Consider the following 20,122-nt stretch of genomic DNA (forward strand, 5'->3'; position numbering starts at 1 on the left):
GACGCGTACACGGGGCGTCTCTTCCCGCTTCGCACGGGCGTCACTCGCACGGCGTACGACGACGGACACCCCAGGGACCAGAACCGGCCCGTCCGCAGCCTCACCCCCGGGCCGTCCGCCTCACTCCCAGCGGAAGAACCGACCGGCCGCCGCGAGCCCGACCACCGCCCACGCGGCCAGAATCCCCAGGTCGCCCCAGGGCATGCCCGCGCCGTGCTGGAGGACGTCCCGCAGACCGTCGGAAAGGGCCGAGATCGGCAGCAGACCGAGGACGTCCTGGGCGGCCGGGGGGAACTTGTCCAGCGGCACCACGACCCCGCCGCCCACCAGCAGTAGCAGGAAGACCAGGTTGGCGGCGGCCAGCGTCGCCTCCGCCTTCAGGGTGCCCGCCATCAGCAGACCGAGGCCGGAGAAGGCGGCCGTGCCGAGGACCAGCAGGAGCAGTACGGCGAGGGGGCCGCCGTGCGGGTCCCAGCCCAGCGCGAAGGCGATCACCGTCAGCAGGATCACCTGGAGGACCTCGGTGACCAGCACCGACGCCGTCTTCGCCGCCATCAGGCCCCAGCGGGGGAGCGGGGAGGACGCGAGGCGCTTCAGGACGCCGTAGCGGCGCTCGAAGCCCGTCGCGATGGCCTGGCCCGTGAAGGCCGTGGACATGACGGCCAGCGCGAGGATGCCGGGGGTGAGGAAGTCCACCGCCTCGCCCGCGCCGGTGTCGACGACGTCCACGCTGCTGAACAGCACCAGCAGCAGCGTCGGGATCACCACGGTGAGCAGGAGCTGCTCGCCGTTGCGCAGGAGCATCTTCGTCTCCAGCGTCGCCTGCGCCGCGATCATGCGGGGCAGCGGGGCCGCGCCCGGATCGGGCGTGTAGGTGCCGGTGGCGGTCACGAGCGCAGCTCCTTGCCGGTCAGTTCGAGGAAGACGTCCTCCAGGGTGTGGCGTTCGACCGAGATGCGGTCCGGCATCACCCCGTGCTGCGCGCACCACGAGGTGACCGTGGCCAGCAGCTGGGGGTCGACCTTGCCCATCACCCGGTACGAGCCCGGCGTCAGCTCGGCCGCGGAGGAGTCGGCGGGCAGGGCCTTGAGCAGGGAGGCGACGTCGAGGCCGGGACGGCCGGTGAAGCGCAGCGTGTTCTCGGCGCCGCCGCGGCACAGCTCCTCGGGGGAGCCCTGGGCGATGAGCCGGCCCGCGTCGATGATCGCCACGTCGTCGGCGAGCTGCTCGGCCTCGTCCATGTAGTGGGTGGTCAGGATGACCGAGACACCGTCCGCGCGCAGGTCCCGGACCAGGTCCCAGGTGGCACGGCGGGCCTGCGGGTCGAGGCCGGCGGTCGGCTCGTCCAGGAACACCAGATCGGGGCGGCCGACGACGGCCATCGCCAGCGCGAGCCGCTGCTGCTGTCCGCCGGAGAGCCGGCGGTAGGTCGTCCGGCCGCAGGAGCCGAGCCCGAGCCGTTCGATCAGCGCGTCCACGTCCAGCGGACGCGCGTGCAGCTTCGCCACGTGTCGCAGCATCTCGTCGGCCCGCGCCCCCGAGTACACACCCCCGGACTGGAGCATCACACCGATCCGGGGCCGCAGCTCGGACGCCTGCCGGACCGGGTCGAGGCCGAGCACCCGTACGGTCCCGGAGTCCGCTCTGCGGTACCCCTCACAGGTCTCGATCGTGGTCGTCTTGCCGGCGCCGTTGGGTCCGAGGACGGCGGTGACGCCCGCCCGGGCCGTCAGCTCCAGGCCGTCCACCGCGGTCTTCGTCCCGTACCGCTTCACCAGGGCCTGGACCCGGACGACAGGCTCAGTTCGCATGGCCCCAGAGTCTAGGTTCGCCGTCGACCGCTCCGAGCGCCGGGTACGGGAACCGGTCACACCCGTCCGGAAACGGCGCTCAGATTTCCTCCTCGCGCGAGCGGTGCACGGCCAGCCAGCGCTCGGCGTAGGCGACGGCGTCCGCGACGGGGAACAGCCGCACCCCGGCGGCGCCCACCGTCCCCCGTACGACGGGCCGGTCCCGCTCGTAGTCGTGCCCGAGCTCGTCGAACCGGTCGGAGTCGATCGACACCTCGGTCACGGTCTCCCATCCGTGCGGACCGGGCCGGCCGATCTCCACCAGCGGGGCGGGGATCCGGTACTCGGCGAGGTGGAAGCTGGTGCAGGTGTCGTATCCGGTCCCCAGCAGCAGCACCCGCGCCCCCAGCCTCTCCAGCCGGGCCAGCGGACTGCGCTCACCGAGCCGGCAGTCGAGGGCGTGGCCCTCGACGATCTCCGCGGCCCGCGCCCCGAGCGCCGCGAACGAGGTCTGCGGGTGGGCGCTGCGCAGGGCCCCCGGCCAGGTGCGCACGGTCTCCGGGATCACCCCGAGGCCCCGGCTGGGGGTGACGAGGGGGTCGTAGGCGGGCATCGTGGCGCGGATCGTCTCCCACCACTCCCGTGGCACCGGCGGTCGGCTCCACACCGCGGGGTCGGACAGCTCGCCGGTCTGCGTCGGGACCACGAGCGTCCCGTCCGGCCCCAGGGCGTCGCGCAGTCCCTGGACCACCGCGACAGGGCCTCCGCAGACCCAGCCGAGGGAGCGGAGGGAGGAGTGGACGAGGAGGATTTCTCCCGGTTCGACACCCAGGTCCCGCAGCTGCGCCGCGAGGGTCTCCCGAGTGACAAGTGGGCCGGTCGGAGGGGGTGTGGGCATGGTGATGCAGTGTCCTCGCGGAGGGCCCGGAGGGCCACCGGTTTAATCGGGCCTTTGATCGATCAGTGATCGTTTCCGCAGGTCAGATTAGGTATGCCTAAGTGACGCAGGGCACCGTCGGGCGGTCCGGACGCGGCTTGCCTGCGTTTGGGGAATTACGCAACAATGGCGTTGTGAAAAACGTCGGCGAGGCTCGGGAGACCCCCACGGGGGCCCCTCAGGAGGAGTTCGCGACCGGTGAGCGTTCGACGCGCAACCGGGTCGCGCGGTCCATCCTGGACCACGGGCCGTCGACCGTCGCCGAGCTGGCCGACCGGCTGGGGCTCACCCCCGCGGCCGTCCGCCGCCACCTCGACGCACTGGTCGCCGACGACGTCGTACAGCCCCGCGAGCAGCGGGTGTACGGGGCGCGCACGCGCGGCCGGCCGGCGAAGGTCTTCGCCCTCACCGACTGCGGCCGGGACGCCTTCGACCAGTCCTACGACAAGCTCGCCGCCGACGCCCTGAGCTGGATCCAGCAGCGCTTCGGCGGGGACGAGGCGGTCGTCGCCTTCGCCCGCGCGAGGATCGCCGAGCAGGCCGGCGCGTACCGCGAGGCGATCGAGGCCGCCGCCCCCGAGGAGCGGACGGAGGCCCTGGCCAAGGCCCTGAGCGCGGACGGGTACGCTGCCACGGCGCGCAGCGCACCGGTCGGCGAGCAGCTCTGCCAGCACCACTGCCCCGTAGCGCACGTCGCCGAGAAGTTCCCGCAACTGTGCGAGGCGGAGACCGAGATCTTCTCGCAGTTGCTGGGAACCCATGTCCAGCGACTGGCGACCATCGCCCACGGCGACGGCGTCTGCACGACGTTCATCCCCAAAATTTCCCACGAAGCATCTGCCAGCACGGCCGGGAGGAACCCCGCATGACTCTCCCCACGGAGACTGCCCACCCCGAACTCGAGGGTCTGGGCAAGTACGAATACGGCTGGGCCGACTCCGACGAGGCCGGTGCAGCGGCGAAGCGCGGTCTGAACGAGGACGTCGTCAAGGACATCTCCGGGAAGAAGTCCGAGCCGGAGTGGATGACCAAGCTCCGCCTCAAGGGCCTGAAGCTCTTCGAGAAGAAGCCCATGCCGAACTGGGGCTCCGACCTCTCCGGCATCGACTTCGACAACATCAAGTACTTCGTGCGCTCCACGGAGAAGCAGGCGGAGTCCTGGGAGGACCTGCCCGAGGACATCAAGAACACCTACGACAAGCTGGGCATCCCGGAGGCCGAGAAGCAGCGCCTCGTCGCCGGTGTCGCCGCCCAGTACGAGTCGGAGGTCGTCTACCACCAGATCCGTGAGGACCTGGAGGAGCAGGGCGTCATCTTCCTCGACACCGACACCGCCCTGAAGGAGCACCCGGAGCTCTTCAAGGAGTACTTCGGCACCGTCATCCCCGCCGGTGACAACAAGTTCGCCGCGCTGAACACCGCCGTGTGGTCCGGCGGCTCCTTCATCTACGTGCCGAAGGGCGTGCACGTCGAGATCCCGCTCCAGGCCTACTTCCGGATCAACACGGAGAACATGGGCCAGTTCGAGCGGACCCTGATCATCGTCGACGAGGGCGCCTACGTGCACTACGTCGAGGGCTGTACCGCCCCGATCTACAAGTCGGACTCCCTGCACAGCGCGGTCGTCGAGATCATCGTCAAGAAGAACGCCCGCTGCCGCTACACGACCATCCAGAACTGGTCGAACAACGTCTACAACCTGGTCACCAAGCGCGCCGTCGCCTACGAGGGCGCCACCATGGAGTGGATCGACGGCAACATCGGCTCCAAGGTGACGATGAAGTACCCCGCCGTCTACCTCATGGGCGAGCACGCCAAGGGCGAGACGCTCTCCATCGCCTTCGCGGGCGAGGGCCAGCACCAGGACGCCGGCTCCAAGATGGTCCACATGGCGCCGAACACCTCCTCCAACATCGTCTCCAAGTCGGTGGCGCGAGGCGGCGGCCGTACCTCCTACCGCGGTCTCGTCGAGATCGGCGAGGGCGCCCACGGCTCCAAGTCCAACGTGCTGTGCGACGCGCTGCTCGTCGACACCATCTCCCGTTCGGACACCTACCCCTACGTGGACGTCCGCGAGGACGACGTGTCCATGGGCCACGAGGCGACCGTCTCCAAGGTCTCCGAGGACCAGCTCTTCTACCTGATGAGCCGTGGTCTCTCCGAGTTCGAGGCGATGGCGATGATCGTGCGCGGCTTCGTCGAGCCCATCGCGAAGGAGCTGCCGATGGAGTACGCGCTGGAGCTCAACCGGCTGATCGAGCTGCAGATGGAAGGCGCGGTCGGCTAACCACCGGTCCGCACCCCATCAAGCCCCTTACGTAACGGAAAGCGAGCATTACGACAGCCATGGCTGAGGCTCAGAACTCCCCCACCTTCGGCTCCGCTCAGGCGGGGGGACCCCCATCGGTGGGCAGCACCACCGCCGGCGCGATCGCGGTCGCCGCCGAGTCGACCGTCGCCACGCGCATGAGCGCGCCCCCGTCCTTCGACGTCGCGGACTTCCCGGTCCCGCACGGCCGTGAGGAGGAGTGGCGGTTCACCCCGCTGGAGCGCCTGCGCGGTCTGCACGACGGCACCGCCGTCGCCACCGGCGAGGGCGTCAAGGTCGCCGTCGATGCCCCCGAGGGCGTCATCGTCGAGACCGTCGACCGCGACGACCCGCGCCTCGGCAGGGCCGGCACCCCCGTGGACCGGGTCGCCGCCCAGGCCTACTCGGCGTTCGACAAGGCCGGCGTGATCACCGTCCCCAAGGAGACGGTCCTCACCGAGCCCATCCGCATCGCGGTGCACGGCGAGGGCGGCACCTCCTTCGGGCACCAGGTCATCCAGCTCGGAGCCTTCGCCGAGGCCGTCGTCGTCATCGACCACACCGGTGACGCCGTGCTCGCCGCCAACGTCGAGTACGTCCTCGGCGACGGCGCCAAGCTCACCGTCGTCTCCGTCCAGGACTGGGACGACAAGGCCGTCCACGTGGCCCAGCACAACGCCCTCGTCGGCCGCGACGCCTCCTTCAAGTCCGTGGTCGTCACCTTCGGCGGCGACGTCGTACGCCTGCACCCGCGCGTCGCCTACGCCGGCACCGGCGGCGAGGCCGAGCTGTTCGGCCTGTACTTCACCGACGCCGGCCAGCACCAGGAGCACCGCCTGCTGGTCGACCACAACGTCCCCCACTGCAAGTCCAACGTCGTCTACAAGGGCGCCCTCCAGGGCGACGACGCGCACGCGGTGTGGATCGGTGACGTGCTGATCGAGGCCAAGGCCGAGGGCACCGACACCTACGAGATGAACCGCAACCTGGTCCTCACGGACGGCGCGCGCGTCGACTCGGTGCCGAACCTGGAGATCGAGACCGGCGAGATCGTCGGCGCCGGCCACGCCTCCGCCACCGGCCGCTTCGACGACGAGCAGCTCTTCTACCTGATGGCGCGCGGCATCCCGGCCGACGAGGCCCGCCGCCTGGTGGTCCGCGGCTTCTTCGCCGAGCTGGTCCAGCAGATCGGCGTCCCGGACATCGAGGAGCGCCTGCTCGGCAAGATCGAGACCGAGCTGGAGGCCACGGTCTGATGGCGGCCTTCGTACGCGCCTGCGGACTGAGCGAGCTGGAGGAGGACACCCCGAAAAGGGTGGAACTCGACGGCACGCCCGTCTCGGTCGTCCGTACCGAGGGAGAGGTGTTCGCCATCCACGACATCTGCTCCCACGCGAACGTCTCGCTCGCCGAGGGCGAGGTCGACGACTGCCACATCGAGTGCTGGCTGCACGGCTCGCGTTTCGACCTGCGCTCCGGCAAGCCCGACAGCCTTCCCGCGACGCGCCCCGTCCCCGTATACCCCGTCAAGATCGAAGGGGACGACGTGCTCGTCTCCCTCACCCAGGAGTCCTGAGGCCACCATGGCAACGCTTGAAATCCGAGACCTGCACGTCACCGTCGAGGCCGACAACGCCACGAAGGAGATCCTCAAGGGCGTCGACCTCACCGTGAAGCAGGGCGAGACGCACGCCATCATGGGCCCCAACGGCTCCGGCAAGTCGACCCTCGCCTACTCCCTCGCGGGCCACCCGAAGTACACGATCACCGGCGGCACCGTGCTGCTCGACGGCGAGGACGTCCTGGAGATGTCCGTCGACGAGCGCGCCCGCGCGGGCCTGTTCCTGGCGATGCAGTACCCGGTCGAGGTCCCCGGCGTCTCGGTCTCCAACTTCCTGCGTACCTCCGCCACCGCCATCCGCGGCGAGGCCCCCAAGCTGCGCACCTGGGTGAAGGAGGTCAAGGAGGCCATGGAGCGCCTCAACATGGACCCCTCCTTCGCCGAGCGCAACGTCAACGAGGGCTTCTCCGGCGGTGAGAAGAAGCGCCACGAGATCCTCCAGCTCGAACTGCTCAAGCCGAAGGTCGCGATCCTCGACGAGACGGACTCCGGTCTGGACGTCGACGCCCTTCGCATCGTCTCCGAGGGCGTCAACCGCGTCCGCGAGACCGGCGAGGTCGGCACCCTGCTGATCACGCACTACACGCGCATCCTGCGCTACATCAAGCCCGACCACGTGCACGTGTTCGCCAACGGCAGGATCGTCGAGTCGGGTGGCCCCGAGCTCGCCGACAAGCTGGAGGCCGAGGGCTACGAGGCTTATGCAAAGCAGGACGTAGTCCACACGAAGGGTGGCGCATCCGAGTGACACAGCTGCCGGGCCTCCTCGACACCGAGGCGATCCGTAAGGACTTCCCCGTCCTGGACCGGCTGGTCCACGACGACAAGAAGCTCGTGTACCTGGACAACGCGGCGACCTCGCAGAAGCCGCGCCAGGTGCTGGACGCCCTGAGCGAGTACTACGAGCGCTACAACGCCAACGTCCACCGCGGTGTGCATGTGCTCGCCGAGGAGGCCACGGCGCTGTACGAGGGCGCGCGCGACAAGGTCGCCGCGTTCGTCAACGCGCCCAGCCGCGACGAGGTGATCTTCACCAAGAACGCCTCCGAGTCGCTGAACCTCGTGGCGAACATGCTCGGCTGGGCCGACGAGCCCTACCGGGTGGACCGCGAGACCGAGATCGTCATCACGGAGATGGAGCACCACTCCAACATCGTGCCGTGGCAGCTCCTCGCGCAGCGCACGGGCGCGAAGCTGAAGTGGTTCGGCCTCACGGACGACGGCCGCCTCGACCTCTCCAACATCGACGAGATCATCACGGAGAAGACGAAGATCGTCTCCTTCGTCCTGGTCTCGAACATCCTGGGCACGGTCAACCCGGTCGAGGCGATAGTGCGCCGCGCCCAGGAGGTCGGCGCGCTCGTCTGCATCGACGCCTCCCAGGCCGCGCCCCACATGCCCCTGGACGTCCAGGCCCTCCAGGCCGACTTCGTGGCCTTCACCGGCCACAAGATGTGCGGCCCGACCGGCATCGGCGTCCTGTGGGGCCGCCAGGAACTCCTGGAGGACCTGCCCCCGTTCCTCGGCGGCGGCGAGATGATCGAGACGGTGTCGATGCACTCCTCGACGTACGCGCCCGCCCCCCACAAGTTCGAGGCGGGCACCCCGCCGATCGCGCAGGCGGTCGGTCTCGGAGCGGCGATCGACTACCTGAACGCCATCGGCATGGACAAGATCCTGGCCCATGAGCACGCCCTCACCGAGTACGCGGTGAAGAAGCTGGGCGAGGTCCCGGACCTGCGCATCATCGGCCCCACCACGGCCGAGGACCGGGGCGCCGCGATCTCCTTCACGCTCGGCGACATCCACCCGCACGACGTGGGCCAGGTGCTGGACGAGCAGGGCATCGCGGTCCGGGTGGGCCACCACTGCGCCCGGCCCGTCTGCCTCAGGTACGGAATTCCCGCGACCACGCGAGCGTCGTTCTATCTGTACTCCACGCCGGCCGAGATCGACGCGCTGGTCGACGGCCTGGAGCACGTACGGAACTTCTTCGGCTGAGGGGCGTGCTGAACCGTGAAGCTGGACTCGATGTACCAGGAAGTCATCCTGGACCACTACAAGAACCCGCACGGGCGTGGTCTCAGGGACGGCGACGCCGAGGTGCACCACGTCAACCCCACGTGCGGTGACGAGATCACCCTGCGGGTGAAGTACGACGGCACGAAGATCGAGGACGTCTCGTACGAGGGCCAGGGCTGCTCCATCAGCCAGGCCAGTGCGTCCGTCCTGAACGAACTCCTCGTCGGCAAGGACGTGTCCGAGGCGCAGAAGATCCAGGAGACCTTCCTGGAGCTGATGCAGTCCAAGGGCAGGATCGAGCCGGACGACGCGATGGAGGAGGTGCTGGAGGACGCGGTCGCGTTCGCCGGTGTCTCCAAGTACCCGGCCCGGGTCAAGTGCGCCCTCCTGAGCTGGATGGCGTGGAAGGACGCGACGGCCCAGGCCCTGGGCGGGGCCGACGCCGAAAGGAAGACGGCATGAGCGAGACCATCGAGATGAAGCCCGCCTCGGAGGAGGAGCTGCGCGAGGCGCTGTACGACGTGGTCGACCCCGAGCTGGGCATCGACGTCGTCAACCTCGGGCTGATCTACGGCATCCACATCGACGACGCGAACATCGCGACGATCGACATGACCCTGACCTCGGCGGCCTGCCCGCTGACCGACGTCATCGAGGACCAGGCCAAGTCCGCCACGGACGGCCTCGTCAGCGAACTGCGCATCAACTGGGTCTGGATGCCCCCGTGGGGCCCCGACAAGATCACGGACGACGGCCGCGAGCAGCTCCGCGCGCTGGGCTTCAACGTCTGAGACGACCGAGGCGTCCGGGATCACCCGAGCGCAGGAAAGCGGCGGCACCCGGCCCGGGTGCCGCCGCTTTCCTGCGCTCGCGCTCAGCTCACCCCGGCCACGAACCGGAACGCCGAGTCGGCGCGGTACAGGCCGCTGTTCTGGTACGAGTCCAGGCGGACCTGGAAGTCCTTGTGGCGCAGATAGCGGCCCGGGTAGTTCACCGACTCCAGCATGACCGCGCCGGAGTAGGAGGAGGAGCGGGCGCAGAAGGTGGCGTCCTGCTTGAACAGGGCGGAGCCGTCGTAGCTGTCGGCGCGCAGGACGAAGTTGCGGTGCCGCAGATAGCGGCCGTCGTCCGTCTTGAAGGAGTAACAGGCGCTGTCCGTCAGCCCCTTGACGACGGTGAAGGTGGAGTCCTCGCGGGACTCCGAGCCGCGCAGCGGGTCGAGCTTCACCAGACCACTGCTCAGATGCCAGTAGCGGTCCGGGTAGTTGACCGACTGCACCGACCGCTCGTAGCTGGTCGGCGTGGGCTCGGACGGCTTCCTGGTCGGCGACGCCGAGGCCTTGCCCGAGGTGTGCGGCGACGGGCTGCTGTCGTCCGACGCGTCGGCGGCCGAGGAGGCATCTCCGGCGGCCGAGGGCGAGGACGAGACGGACGGGGAGGCGCTGTTGCCGCCCTCCTTGCCGTCGCCCGCCGCGGAGGTGGCACCGCTGACGGAGGCCGACGGCGTGGCGAACGAGATCAGCCCGTCCGAGGTCGGGTCGCCGGACAGCGCCCGCGCCTCACGTGCATCCGAACGCCCGTCGGACTCCTGGTCGTTGACCGCGATCGCGGTCACGCAGGCGACGACGGTGGCCACAGCGAGACCGCCGGCCAGCCAGAGCCGTCGGGTTCCGGGAGCCCGGGAGGTGTCCGGGGCCCAGCCCTGCTCCCACGGTTGATCCTGGGGCGGCCGGGACTTGTTTTCTGGCATGCGCTACTTCCTCCAGCGGCGCTGCTGACGGCGGCCGCGGCTGCGATGGCCCGGTGTATGAACGGTGAAACAGTAGTGGACACCGTGGCTGGTGTTCAGCCGTTTCAGTGAGCGCTTTCGATAACGCTTTCGCAGCCGTCCGCCTCCTGGTTGCGTACGCCTGTACATATCACCCCATTCGTTGTGTACGCTCGTACACATGGGATACCTGACGCTCTCCGGAGCCATTGCCGCCGAGGTCGCCGCGACGACCGCGATGAAGTACAGCGAGGGCTTCAGCAGGCTCTGGCCCACCCTCCTGACGGCCGTCGGGTATGTGATCTCCTTCTTCCTTCTGGCCCAGACCCTGAAGTCGGTGGGGATCGGTACGGCGTACGCGATCTGGGCGGGGGTCGGCACCGCGACCATCGCCGTGATCGGTCTGGCCCTCTTCGGTGAGTCCCTCACCCTCACCAAGATCGCCGGAATCGGGCTGATCATCGGGGGAGTGGTGGTCCTGAACCTCGGGGGTGCCCACTGATGGCCCGCCGTTACGACCCCGAGCGCCGCCAGCGGATCATCGACGCGGCGATCCGCGTGGTCGGCCGGGGCGGCCTGGCCGCTCTGACCCACCGCTCGGTCGCGGCCGAGGCGGACGTCCCCCTGGGCTCCACCACGTACCACTTCACCACCCTCGACGACCTGATGACGGCCGCCCTGCGCCAGGCCAACGAGGGCTTCGCCAAGGTGGTCGCGGCCCGCGGCGCCCTGTCGGACCCCCGGACCGATTTGCCCACCGAACTGGCGGCCTGGCTCGGCGAATGGCTCGCCCGCGACCGCACCGGCGTGGAACTGGAATACGAGCTCTACCTCGCCGCCCTGCGCCGCCCCGCCCTGCGCCCCGTGGCGGCCGAATGGGCCGACGGCACGGCCGCTCTCCTCGCCCGCCGCACCGACCCGCTGACCGCCCGCGCCCTGGTGGCTCTCATGGACGGCATCTGTCTCCAGGTCCTGCTCACGGACACCCCCTACGACGAGCGGTACGCCCGCGAGGCCCTCTCCCGCCTCATCCCCCCGCCCCCAGCCGCCGCACCACGCTGAGCGCGGCCTCCACGCTCCCCGCGACGTCGGTCACCGGATACTGCACGTCCCGCACCACCCGCTCCCGGTCCACCACCAGCGTCAGCCGCTTCAGCCGGCTCACCCCCGCCGCCCGGAACGTGGGAAGCCGCAGAGCCCCGATCAACGCCAGCTCGGCATCGGACAACAACGGAAACCCCAGCCCCTCCTTCGCGGCGAACTCCCGCTGCTCGTCAGCCCGTTGGGTGGACACCCCCCGTACGGCGGCCCCCGCCGCCCGGAACTCCTCACGCCGGTCCCGATAGGTGCACGACTCGAGCGTGCACCCCGCGGTCCCCGGAATGTCCCCCCACCCCGGGGGATAGGAGTCCCCCCGCGCATAGGCGCCCGGAAAGCAGTACAGCACGGTGTACGGCAGCGCGTCCTCCACCGGATCCCGCGCTTCCCCCCGGTCGTCGATCAGCCGCAGCTCGGGCACCCGGGTCCCCACCAGCGCGTGCACCCGCCGCCCCTCGGCGGACGCCTCCTCGCCCGTGGCCGTGGTCTCCCCGTCGCCGAGCACCCACGCGTCCCCCCAGTCCTGCAGGGCCACCAGCACGGGCAGCAGCGCCCGCCCCCTGGGGGTGAGCCGGTACTCGTACCGCGCGGGCCGCTCCTGATAGGGCACCCGCACCAGCACCCCGGCCTCCACCAGCAGCCGCAGCCGCTCGGTCAACACCTTCCGGGACACCCCGAGTTCTTGCTGGAGCGCGTCGAACCGATGCACCCCGCGCGCCGCGTCCCGCACGATCAGCAGCGTCCACCAGTCGCCCACGACGTCCAGGGCCTGCGCGATCGCGCAGGTGGAGTCCTCGAGGCTCGTCCTGCGGGCCATGGCAGGGCTCCTTTCTCCATTGACCCGAGGCTGTCATGCTGACACAGTGAGTTCCCAAAGGGAACTCACTCAAGGGGGAACGGGTGCGAGGACTGCGGCAACTACCGCGACCGGTATGGCTCCTGGCGGCCGGCACCTTCGCCAACATGACCGTCAGCGTCAGTTTCGTCTTCGTCTTCCTCTACCTGACCGGCCCCCGCGCCCTGAGCCCCGGCGAGGCGGGCCTGCTGGTGGGCCTCGGCGGAACGGGCCTGGTCGCGGGCAACTTCACGGGCGGCTGGTACGGCGACCACCTCGGCCACCGCCGCGTCCTCCTCACCGCCGCGACGGCCTCCGGCGCACTCCTCGCCGCGGTCCCCCTCCTGCCCACCCCCGCCCTCTACGCCGCCCTGCCCCTCGCCCAGTACACCGCCGGCGTCCAACGCGCGGCCAACGCCGCCCTGGTCGCGGTGATCGTCCCCGAGGGCGCCCGCCGCCAGGCCTTCGCCCTGATCCGGGCCTCGGCGAACGGCGGCTTCACGATCGGGCCCATCCTCGGCGCCGCGATCGCGACACACCTCTCCTACGACTACCTCTACGCGATCGAAGGCGTCAGCAGTCTGGCCCTGGCCGCCTGGACGGCCCGCGTGGTCCCCGGGGGAACGGCCCCGCACCCCACCCGAACCCCCCACCAGCGGGCCGCCCTCTGGCCGGAACTACGCACCCGCCCCGCCGTCCTCACCCTCCTGCTCGCCATAGCGATCACCGACATCGTCTACCGCCAGCAGTACTCCACGTTCCCGCTCTACCTGGCCGACCACCACATGGACACGGGCGTGTACGGCGCACTCCTCGCCGTCAACGGAGCGGTCCTCCTCTGCCTGGAACTCCCGGCGGCACTGGCCCTGCGCCGCCACGCCCCCCTCCGCATCGTCGGAACGGGCCTGCTTCTCGTGGGCGCCGGCTACGCCACCCTCCTCCTCGGCGCGACGATCACCACGGCGGTCGCCATGATGACCCTCCTCACCCTCGGTGAACTCCTCTACAAGACAACGGCCACGGCCTATATGGCCGACGAGGCCCCACCCCACGTCCAGGGCCGCTTCCAGTCCCTCTACGCGGGCGCGTCGATCAGCGGCGTCGTCCTGGCGGCCCCGTTGGGCGGCACCCTCTACGAAGCGTCCCCGGCCACCCTCTGGCCCCTCTGCACCACCCTGGCCCTCCTGGCCGGTGCGGCGGTACTCACCACAGCCCGCAAGCAGCCGCACACCCCCGCCGACCGCCTGCCACCGGCCGAAGCCAGGACGGCGGGACGGCCGCACGACGGCGAAGGGGCCGTGGCGGTACCCCGCAGCCCGTCGTCCAGCTCGTCTCAGCCCCGCCCCACCGCCGACCCTCCGCGCCCCACCCTGCCCCCGCCCCCACCCGCTCGGCCCGCCACCTGAGACGACGCCCCGCTGGTTAGCCTCCGCACTCTTCGTCCGGTTAGGTTCTTCCCATGACCGACACGACTGCTCCGAGCACCACCGGCGCGGTGGCCACCGGCCTCGCCACCCTCGCCGCCGACGGCACGATCCTCGACACCTGGTTCCCGGCTCCCGAACTCGCGACCGCCCCCGGCCCCTCCGGCACCGAGCGCCTCTCCGCCAAGCAGGCCGCGGAGCTCCTCGGCGGCGCGGCGACCGCCGCGATCGGCCCGGACCCCCGCCGAGGCGTGGAAGTGGTAGCGGTCCGCACGGTCATCGCCTCCCTGGACGCCAAGCCCCTCGACGCGCACGACGTCTACCTCCGCCTGCACCTCCTCTCCCACCGCCTGGTCCGCCCCCACGGCCAGAACCTGGACGGCATCTTCGCCCACCTCGCCAACGTCGCCTGGACCTCCCTCGGCCCGGTCGCCGTCGACGACGTCGAGAAGGTCCGCCTGAACGCCCGCGCCGAGGGCCTGCACCTCCAGGTGACGTCCATCGACAAGTTCCCGCGCATGACGGACTACGTCGCCCCCAAGGGCGTCCGGATCGCCGACGCCGACCGGGTCCGCCTCGGCGCGCACCTCGCCGAGGGCACCACCGTCATGCACGAGGGCTTCGTCAACTTCAACGCCGGCACCCTCGGCACCTCGATGGTCGAGGGCCGTATCTCGGCCGGCGTGATCATCGGCGACGGCTCGGACATCGGCGGCGGCGCCTCCACGATGGGCACGCTCTCCGGCGGCGGCAACGTCATCATCTCCATCGGCGAGCGCTGCCTCATCGGCGCCGAGGCGGGCGTGGGCATCGCGCTCGGCGACGAGTGCGTGGTCGAGGCCGGCCTCTACGTCACCGCCGGCACCCGCGTCACGATGCCCGACGGCCAGATCGTCAAGGCCCGCGAACTCTCCGGCGCCTCCCACATCCTCTTCCGCCGCAACTCGGTCACCGGCACGGTGGAGGCCCGCCCGAACAACGCGGTCTGGGGCGGCCTGAACGACATCCTCCACAGCCACAACTGACCCCGCCGTCACCCCGGTCACCCGAGCGCCCTCCCCCTCCCGGGAGGGCGCTCATGCGTCCAGCCCCGTCGCGAACCCCCGCAACGTCTCGAAGTCCCCCTCCCTCAGTCCCAGCCGTGGGCTGACGGGATGCAGGAGGGCCGGGCCCGTGTGGTGGGCGGCGATGTAGGCCGTGTCCTCGGCGGAGAGTTCGTCGTCGACCCAGGCGAAGGGGCGACCCGCCGCGTGGGCGACGAGGGTCTCCGTCTTCCAGTGGACCCCGTCGGGCCGCTCGGTGAGCAGGGCCGGGCCGAAGTCGACGTACGGCAGCTCGGGCAGCCCCACCACGGGCGCGATCCAGCGGTTGGCCTCGGCCATCCAGGTCGTCGCCCAGATCACCTCGTAGGGAAGCCGCAGCAGCGCGGCCCCGTGCCCCGGGTTCAGCCACACCCGCAGGGGCCGGCCGGGTCGCACCGACGCCCTGATCGTCGTATAGCCGTCGGGGCGCCGCTCGCGCTGGGCGGCGTACGGATTGAGGGGTCCGTCGACGTCGAGGTACAGCAGCGGCCGGCTCATGCGGCCACGGTAGGACAGCGCCGGGCGCGGGGCGGCGGAATTTTTCAGGGACCCGCAGGCATAGCGGCGCACGCCCGCGGGCGTCACAGGGGGCAGGGGGCGGGCAGCGGGTCCGCACCGGGGGAAGAGAAGGTGACGATGGATGCCGAGGGACTGGAGAGCTTCCGCGACTTCGTGGACAGCAGGTCGTCCGCGCTGCTGAGGACCGCCGTCCTGCTCAGCGGCGGCGACCGGCACGCCGGTGAGGACCTGCTCCAGAACGCCTTGGCCAAAGCCGCGGGCCGCTGGCACCGCATCGACGAACCCGAGGCGTACGTACGGCAGGTGCTGTACCGCCAGCAGATCAGCCGCTGGCGGCTGAAGTGGCGCCGACGGGAGGTCATGGTCGCCGAACCGCCGGAACCCGGTGCGACCCCCGACACCTCGTCCGCCGCCGACCTGCGGGTCGTGATGCGCGCGGCCCTGTCCCGGCTGACCGCCCGCCAGCGCACCGTCCTCGTCCTGCGCTACTTCGAGGATCTCCCGGAGGCCGACGTGGCCCGGCTCCTGGGCTGCTCGGTGGGCACCGTGCGCTCCACCACCCACCGCTCCCTCGCCCGGCTGCGCTCCCTCGCGCCGGAGCTCGCCGCACTCGGTCCCGTGGACGCCGAGCAGCCGCCGTCCCGTGACTTCTCGCCCGTGGAGGTGCGTCCGTGAACGTCGAGGAACTCGTACGCGACTGTCTGCGGGAGCAGGCCGAGGAGCAGTCGCCGGCCGCGCCGGGTCTCGTCGACCGGGTCATGACCCTGCGCCGACGCCGCCGTACCCGCCGGATCGCGGCCGTCGCCGCCGCCACCGCCGCGGTGGTCGCCGTCGCCGTGGCCGTACCGCTGCTGGACTCCCCGAAGGACGACGTGCGTCCCGCGAGCGTCCTGGACGAGGACGGCGTCCACGCCCACCCCGACCAGTCGCCGCCGCGCGACCTGACCGGGGCCGGGGACGCGGTGCTGGCCGCGTACTACACGACCGGGATCCAGGTGCGGACCGACCAGCACGCCGTCGCGGCGCGCACCTACTGGCTGCTCGACCCGGGGACGGGGAGGTACGAGAAGGACACCCGCTGGTCCTTCGTCGCCGTCGCCCCCGGTCTGCGGACGGCCGCCGTGCTGGAGCGGAGCCTGCCCGCGCGCCGGATCGGGCTGCTCGACCTCGCCACGGGGGAGGTCGAGCGGTGGATCGAGGTCGAGCGCGGAGTCGGCGGGCTCGCGTTCTCCCACGACGGCGGCAGGCTCGTCGCGACGACGTACGGCGACCACCCCGATCTGCGGATCAAGGAGAAGGTGCGCACACCCGACGGCCGGGAGTACTGGACGTGGGGCGCCGGGGCCGGCCAGTCGAGCCGGTCCGGTTTCTACGACCTCGACGTGGCCTCCGGCGAGGGCTCCTGGAGCGCGGTCGCGGCCGACCGCGACATCAACTCCCGCCAGGACTTCGCCTTCGCCGGCGTCGACGACCGGGTGTACGCGCAGATCGTCGGCGGCGAGGACGGTCTGCAGCAGTTCTACGACCTCGACGGCCGGAAGGCCGCCGCGCCGGCGAACGAGAGGTACCTGCGCTCGGACGTCCCCGCGCGCCTGTCCCCGAGCGGCAGGCTCGCCGCCCTCGGCCTGGCGAAGGAGGTCGGTGGCGACCCCGGCAGGTCGTACTCCTCGATCCGTGATCCCCGTACCGGCAAGGAGATCACCGAGGTCCGCGGTGCCCAGCTCCTCGCCTGGGTCGACGACCGGCACCTCATCGCCTGGGAGCGGGTCACGAGCCTGAAGGAGGAGTACCGGCCCCGGCTCGTGCTGGTCACGATCGGCAGCGACAGGGTCGTACCGCTGAGCGGGGTGCGGGAACAGGGCGTCAAGGCGGACCGGGAGGGATGGGAACCCGTCTTCGCACGCCGCTGATCATGCGGCGGTGGGCGAGGTCAGCGACTCGTACGCCGCCAGCAGCCCGTCGACCGTCTCCCGGTCGGCGGGCCGCAGCGGGGCGCGGACCGGGCCCGCGGGCAGGCCGAGTGCGCCGAGGAGCGCCTTGGCGGTGACGGCGCCGGGCAGGCCCGCCGCCATCATCAGCTCGATGAGCGGCGTGGCGCGTTGCTGGAGGCGGGCGGACACGGGGGTGTCGCCCGCCTCGAACGCGTCCAGGACCGCGCGGAGCCGGTCCGGTACGACGTTCGCGACCGTGCTGACGTACCCCGCCCCGCCCACCGCGTACAGGGCGAGGTTGTGCTCGTCGCATCCCGCGTAGTACGCCAACCCGGTGCGCCCGATGACCTTCTGGGCGCCGAGGAAGTCGTACGAGCAGTCCTTGACGGCGACGATCCGGGGGTGCCCGGCGAGCCGCAGCAGGGTCTCCGGCTCGATCCGGGTGCCGGTGCGGCCGGGGATGTCGTACAGCATCACCGGCAGCCCGGACGCGTCGGCGACCTCCCGGAAGTGCGCCTCCAGGGCGTCCTGCGGAGGCAGGCTGTAGTAGGGGCTGACGACGAGCACTCCGTCCGCGCCCGCCTTCTCGGCGGACCGGGCGAGTTCCACGGTGTGCCCGGTGTCGAAGGTGCCGACGCCGGCGACGAGGGACGCCCGGTCGCCGACCGCCTCCCGCACGGCCGCCACCAGCTCCGCCTTCTCCGTGTCCGAGGTGGTCGGCGACTCACCGGTCGTCCCGGAGAGCACCAGCCCGTCGCACCCCCGCTCGACCAGCCGGGCGGCGAGCCGCTGCGCCCCGTCGAGGTCGAGGGCGCCCGACGCGGTGAAGGGCGTGACCATCGCGCAGAGCGCCCGGCCGAAGGGAGGGTTCGGGGAAGCGGCGTATGTCATGTCCGTAGTCTCGGTTCCCGGACCGTGAAGCTCCACTTAAATCTTCTACGAGATAAAGGTAAGCGAAGCTAAGAGGTGAAGATCCGGCTCGCCTGGGTACCCGGTGACCCGCAACCGAGAGGAGGCGGAACACCGTGACCGTGACACAGCCGGCCGGACACCGTACCGTCGGCGAACTCGTCGGCCAGGCCACCGAACAGCTCTCCCGGCTCGTCCGACAGGAGCTCACCCTCGCCAAGCTGGAGCTCGCCGAGAAGGGGCGGCGGGCCGGACGCGGCGGCGGACTGCTCGGCGCGGCGGGCGCGTTCGCCTACGCGGGACTGCTCGCCCTCGCCGCGACGGCCGTCGCCGCCCTCTCGCTGACGCTGCCCGTGTGGGCCTCGGCGCTCATCGTGACGGCCGTGCTGTTCGTGATCGCCGCCGTGCTGGCCGCGACCGGCCGCGCCCAACTGCGCCGGGCCTCGCCCCCCACCCCCGAGGAGACCCTCGGCAGCGTCAGGGCCGACGTCGAGGAGATCAGGGAAAGGGCGCACCGATGACGGACAGGGAATCGGCGAAGGAGACGGCCGCGCAACTGCGTCGGCAGATCGCCCGAACCAGGAGCCAACTGGGGGAGACAGTAGAGGAGTTGGCGGGCCGTACGGACCTGCGCGGCCGGGCCCGGGCCCGCACGGCGGACCTCCGGGACCGGGCGGGCGCCATGACGGTGCAGCTGCGCAGCACCGCGGCCCAGGCGAGCCACACCCTCCAGGAGAGGGCCACCCACGCGGGCCACTCCGCCCGCGGCAGGGCACTCGAGGCCCGGCACTCCGCCCGCGACAAGGCACTCGAGGCCCGGCACACGGCTCAGGACAAGGCGCTGCGAGCCGGGCACACGGCTCAGGACAAGGCGCTGCGAGCCGGGCACTCCGCCCAGGAGAAGGCGCTGCGGGCGGGCCGCTCCGCCCAGGGCGGAGCGACGGACGCCGGTCGCACCGCGGAGCGCCGGGTGCCCGCGCCGGTCCGGGGCCCCGTGCGGTTCGCGCTGCGGCACCCGCGGCCGGTCGTGATCGTCGGTGCCACGGGCGCGGCGTGCGTGGCGGCGGTGATCCTGGGGAGGCGCCGGGCCAAGCACTGAGCACCCGGCCCGAGGACCACCGGCCCGGCATCACCCCCGAGGACCACCGGCCCGGCATCCCCCCGAGGGGTGCCGGGCCGGTGGCGTGTCCCCCCGAAGGCCCTCACCGAAAACTCATTCCTCCTGGACAAAAAAAGTTTTCGGTGAGACGGTGGACGCATGCTGGATGTGACCGTGATCGAGGACCCCGAGGCCGCCGCCGTCTCCCTGGACCCCATACGGGCCCGGCTGCTGGCCGAGCTGGCCGCGGGCCCGGCGTCGGCGGCGATGCTCGCCGGACAGGTCGGCCTGCCCCGGCAGAAGGTGAACTACCACCTGAAGGCCCTGGAGCGGCACGGCCTGGTCGAGCTGGCCGGCGAGCGCCGCAAGGGCAATGTCACCGAGCGGCTGATGCGGGCCACCGCCGCCTCGTACGTCATCTCGCCGCTCGCCCTCGCCGAGGTCCAGCCGGACCCCGACCGCTTCCGCGACCAGCTCTCCGCGCGCTGGCTGCTCGCGCTCGGCGCCCGGCTGGTGCGGGACGTCGGCTCGCTGATCACCGGCGCCGCCAAGGCCCGCAAGCGGCTGGCGACCTACGCGCTGGACGGCGAGGTCCGCTTCTCCTCCGCGACCGACCGTGCCGCGTTCATCGAGGAGCTGACCGCCGGGGTCGCCGCCCTGGTCCGCAAGTACGACTCCCCGGACGCGGAGGGCGGCCGCGACCACCGGATCGTCGTCGCCGTGCATCCCACGCTGAAACCCCAGGACCCCGAACTTCCCCAGCCGTGAACCCACTTCAG

General features: G+C 71.3%; 24 protein-coding genes. 17 read left to right on the forward strand and 7 right to left on the reverse strand.

Going from position 1 to position 20,122, the window contains the following annotated elements:
* Positions 1-120: 120 nt before the first annotated feature.
* The 3 genes from OG852_RS36505 to OG852_RS36515 all read right to left on the reverse strand — a co-directional run bounded on the left by OG852_RS36505 (position 121) and on the right by OG852_RS36515 (position 2,688).
* Positions 121-837, reverse strand: coding sequence for an ABC transporter permease (locus OG852_RS36505; protein ID WP_166663412.1), 717 nt, complete (start codon positions 835-837; stop codon positions 121-123).
* Between the two features lie 50 nt (positions 838-887).
* Positions 888-1,811, reverse strand: a complete 924-nt coding sequence (locus OG852_RS36510) for an ABC transporter ATP-binding protein (RefSeq protein WP_133910251.1) — start codon at positions 1,809-1,811, stop codon at positions 888-890.
* 79 nt (positions 1,812-1,890) lie between these two features.
* The gene (locus OG852_RS36515) at positions 1,891-2,688 is read right to left on the reverse strand and encodes an aminoglycoside N(3)-acetyltransferase (protein WP_133910252.1); all 798 of its coding nucleotides are present in this window, start codon (positions 2,686-2,688) and stop codon (positions 1,891-1,893) included.
* A 173-nt stretch (positions 2,689-2,861) separates the two neighbouring features.
* On the opposite strand from OG852_RS36515, the gene OG852_RS36520 reads away from it, so the two are divergent.
* From OG852_RS36520 to OG852_RS36555, 8 genes are read left to right on the forward strand one after another with little or no spacing between them, the layout of a single operon-like run.
* Positions 2,862-3,596 carry a helix-turn-helix transcriptional regulator gene (locus OG852_RS36520; RefSeq protein WP_133910253.1) on the forward strand — a complete coding sequence of 245 codons (735 nt, stop codon included), beginning with the start codon at positions 2,862-2,864 and terminating at the stop codon, positions 3,594-3,596.
* Positions 3,593-5,014, forward strand: coding sequence for a Fe-S cluster assembly protein SufB (sufB, locus tag OG852_RS36525; RefSeq protein ID WP_133910254.1), 1,422 nt, complete (start codon positions 3,593-3,595; stop codon positions 5,012-5,014). The genes OG852_RS36520 and sufB overlap by 4 nt, the downstream gene beginning before the upstream one ends.
* Before the next feature lie 59 nt (positions 5,015-5,073).
* Positions 5,074-6,291 (forward strand): Fe-S cluster assembly protein SufD, encoded by a 1,218-nt coding sequence (gene sufD, locus OG852_RS36530; protein ID WP_133910255.1) that lies wholly within the window; start codon positions 5,074-5,076, stop codon positions 6,289-6,291.
* Complete coding sequence (locus OG852_RS36535; RefSeq protein ID WP_133910256.1) at positions 6,291-6,611, forward strand: non-heme iron oxygenase ferredoxin subunit; 321 nt, start codon at positions 6,291-6,293, stop codon at positions 6,609-6,611. Before sufD ends, OG852_RS36535 begins: the two co-directional genes overlap by 1 nt.
* A gap of 7 nt (positions 6,612-6,618) precedes the next feature.
* Positions 6,619-7,404 carry a Fe-S cluster assembly ATPase SufC gene (sufC, locus tag OG852_RS36540; RefSeq protein ID WP_133910257.1) on the forward strand — a complete coding sequence of 262 codons (786 nt, stop codon included), beginning with the start codon at positions 6,619-6,621 and terminating at the stop codon, positions 7,402-7,404.
* Positions 7,401-8,657, forward strand: coding sequence for a cysteine desulfurase (locus tag OG852_RS36545; protein ID WP_133910258.1), 1,257 nt, complete (start codon positions 7,401-7,403; stop codon positions 8,655-8,657). The genes sufC and OG852_RS36545 overlap by 4 nt, the downstream gene beginning before the upstream one ends.
* Positions 8,658-8,672: 15 nt before the next feature.
* Positions 8,673-9,140: a Fe-S cluster assembly sulfur transfer protein SufU gene (gene sufU / locus OG852_RS36550; protein ID WP_133910259.1), complete on the forward strand. Its 468-nt coding sequence runs from the start codon at positions 8,673-8,675 to the stop codon at positions 9,138-9,140.
* Positions 9,137-9,469, forward strand: coding sequence for a metal-sulfur cluster assembly factor (locus tag OG852_RS36555; protein WP_133910260.1), 333 nt, complete (start codon positions 9,137-9,139; stop codon positions 9,467-9,469). The genes sufU and OG852_RS36555 overlap by 4 nt, the downstream gene beginning before the upstream one ends.
* An 83-nt stretch (positions 9,470-9,552) precedes the next feature.
* Here the strand turns inward: OG852_RS36555 and OG852_RS36560 are convergent, their stop codons facing one another.
* The gene (locus tag OG852_RS36560; RefSeq protein ID WP_133910261.1) at positions 9,553-10,428 is read right to left on the reverse strand and encodes an AbfB domain-containing protein; all 876 of its coding nucleotides are present in this window, start codon (positions 10,426-10,428) and stop codon (positions 9,553-9,555) included.
* A gap of 199 nt (positions 10,429-10,627) precedes the next feature.
* Here OG852_RS36560 and OG852_RS36565 point away from each other — a divergent pair, with 199 nt between their 5' ends.
* Positions 10,628-10,948: a DMT family transporter gene (locus OG852_RS36565; protein ID WP_133910262.1), complete on the forward strand. Its 321-nt coding sequence runs from the start codon at positions 10,628-10,630 to the stop codon at positions 10,946-10,948.
* Positions 10,948-11,508 carry a TetR/AcrR family transcriptional regulator gene (locus OG852_RS36570; RefSeq protein WP_133910263.1) on the forward strand — a complete coding sequence of 187 codons (561 nt, stop codon included), beginning with the start codon at positions 10,948-10,950 and terminating at the stop codon, positions 11,506-11,508. Before OG852_RS36565 ends, OG852_RS36570 begins: the two co-directional genes overlap by 1 nt.
* Here OG852_RS36570 and OG852_RS36575 read toward each other — a convergent pair.
* Complete coding sequence (locus OG852_RS36575) at positions 11,474-12,361, reverse strand: winged helix-turn-helix transcriptional regulator (protein WP_133910264.1); 888 nt, start codon at positions 12,359-12,361, stop codon at positions 11,474-11,476. The genes OG852_RS36570 and OG852_RS36575 overlap by 35 nt on opposite strands.
* A gap of 146 nt (positions 12,362-12,507) precedes the next feature.
* Here OG852_RS36575 and OG852_RS36580 point away from each other — a divergent pair, with 146 nt between their 5' ends.
* Together OG852_RS36580 and dapD are read left to right on the forward strand one after the other, a co-directional pair.
* Positions 12,508-13,785 carry an MFS transporter gene (locus OG852_RS36580; protein ID WP_443064599.1) on the forward strand — a complete coding sequence of 426 codons (1,278 nt, stop codon included), beginning with the start codon at positions 12,508-12,510 and terminating at the stop codon, positions 13,783-13,785.
* A gap of 53 nt (positions 13,786-13,838) precedes the next feature.
* Positions 13,839-14,828, forward strand: a complete 990-nt coding sequence (dapD, locus tag OG852_RS36585) for a 2,3,4,5-tetrahydropyridine-2,6-dicarboxylate N-succinyltransferase (protein WP_330350154.1) — start codon at positions 13,839-13,841, stop codon at positions 14,826-14,828.
* 51 nt (positions 14,829-14,879) lie between these two features.
* Here dapD and OG852_RS36590 read toward each other — a convergent pair whose 3' ends face one another.
* Positions 14,880-15,383, reverse strand: a complete 504-nt coding sequence (locus tag OG852_RS36590) for a hypothetical protein (RefSeq protein WP_330350155.1) — start codon at positions 15,381-15,383, stop codon at positions 14,880-14,882.
* Between the two features lie 138 nt (positions 15,384-15,521).
* On the opposite strand from OG852_RS36590, the gene OG852_RS36595 reads away from it, so the two are divergent.
* Positions 15,522-16,079, forward strand: a complete 558-nt coding sequence (locus OG852_RS36595) for a SigE family RNA polymerase sigma factor (RefSeq protein WP_133910273.1) — start codon at positions 15,522-15,524, stop codon at positions 16,077-16,079.
* Positions 16,076-17,314, forward strand: coding sequence for a WD40 repeat domain-containing protein (locus OG852_RS36600; protein ID WP_330350156.1), 1,239 nt, complete (start codon positions 16,076-16,078; stop codon positions 17,312-17,314). Before OG852_RS36595 ends, OG852_RS36600 begins: the two co-directional genes overlap by 4 nt.
* Here OG852_RS36600 and dapA read toward each other — a convergent pair whose 3' ends face one another.
* The gene (dapA, locus tag OG852_RS36605; RefSeq protein WP_330350157.1) at positions 17,315-18,226 is read right to left on the reverse strand and encodes a 4-hydroxy-tetrahydrodipicolinate synthase; all 912 of its coding nucleotides are present in this window, start codon (positions 18,224-18,226) and stop codon (positions 17,315-17,317) included. It lies immediately after the preceding gene.
* Positions 18,227-18,360: 134 nt separating this feature from the next.
* Here dapA and OG852_RS36610 point away from each other — a divergent pair, with 134 nt between their 5' ends.
* From OG852_RS36610 to OG852_RS36620, 3 genes are all read left to right on the forward strand, one after another.
* A complete protein-coding gene (locus OG852_RS36610; RefSeq protein ID WP_133910276.1) occupies positions 18,361-18,765 on the forward strand; it encodes a phage holin family protein in 405 nt (134 codons plus the stop codon).
* Positions 18,762-19,343, forward strand: a complete 582-nt coding sequence (locus OG852_RS36615; protein ID WP_330350158.1) for a DUF3618 domain-containing protein — start codon at positions 18,762-18,764, stop codon at positions 19,341-19,343. The genes OG852_RS36610 and OG852_RS36615 overlap by 4 nt, the downstream gene beginning before the upstream one ends.
* 159 nt (positions 19,344-19,502) lie before the next feature.
* A complete protein-coding gene (locus tag OG852_RS36620; protein ID WP_133910278.1) occupies positions 19,503-20,111 on the forward strand; it encodes an ArsR/SmtB family transcription factor in 609 nt (202 codons plus the stop codon).
* The last annotated feature ends 11 nt before the right edge of the window (positions 20,112-20,122 follow it).

Origin of the sequence: Streptomyces sp. NBC_00582, from assembly GCF_036345155.1 — a bacterium.
Classification (GTDB): Bacteria; Actinomycetota; Actinomycetes; order Streptomycetales; family Streptomycetaceae; genus Streptomyces.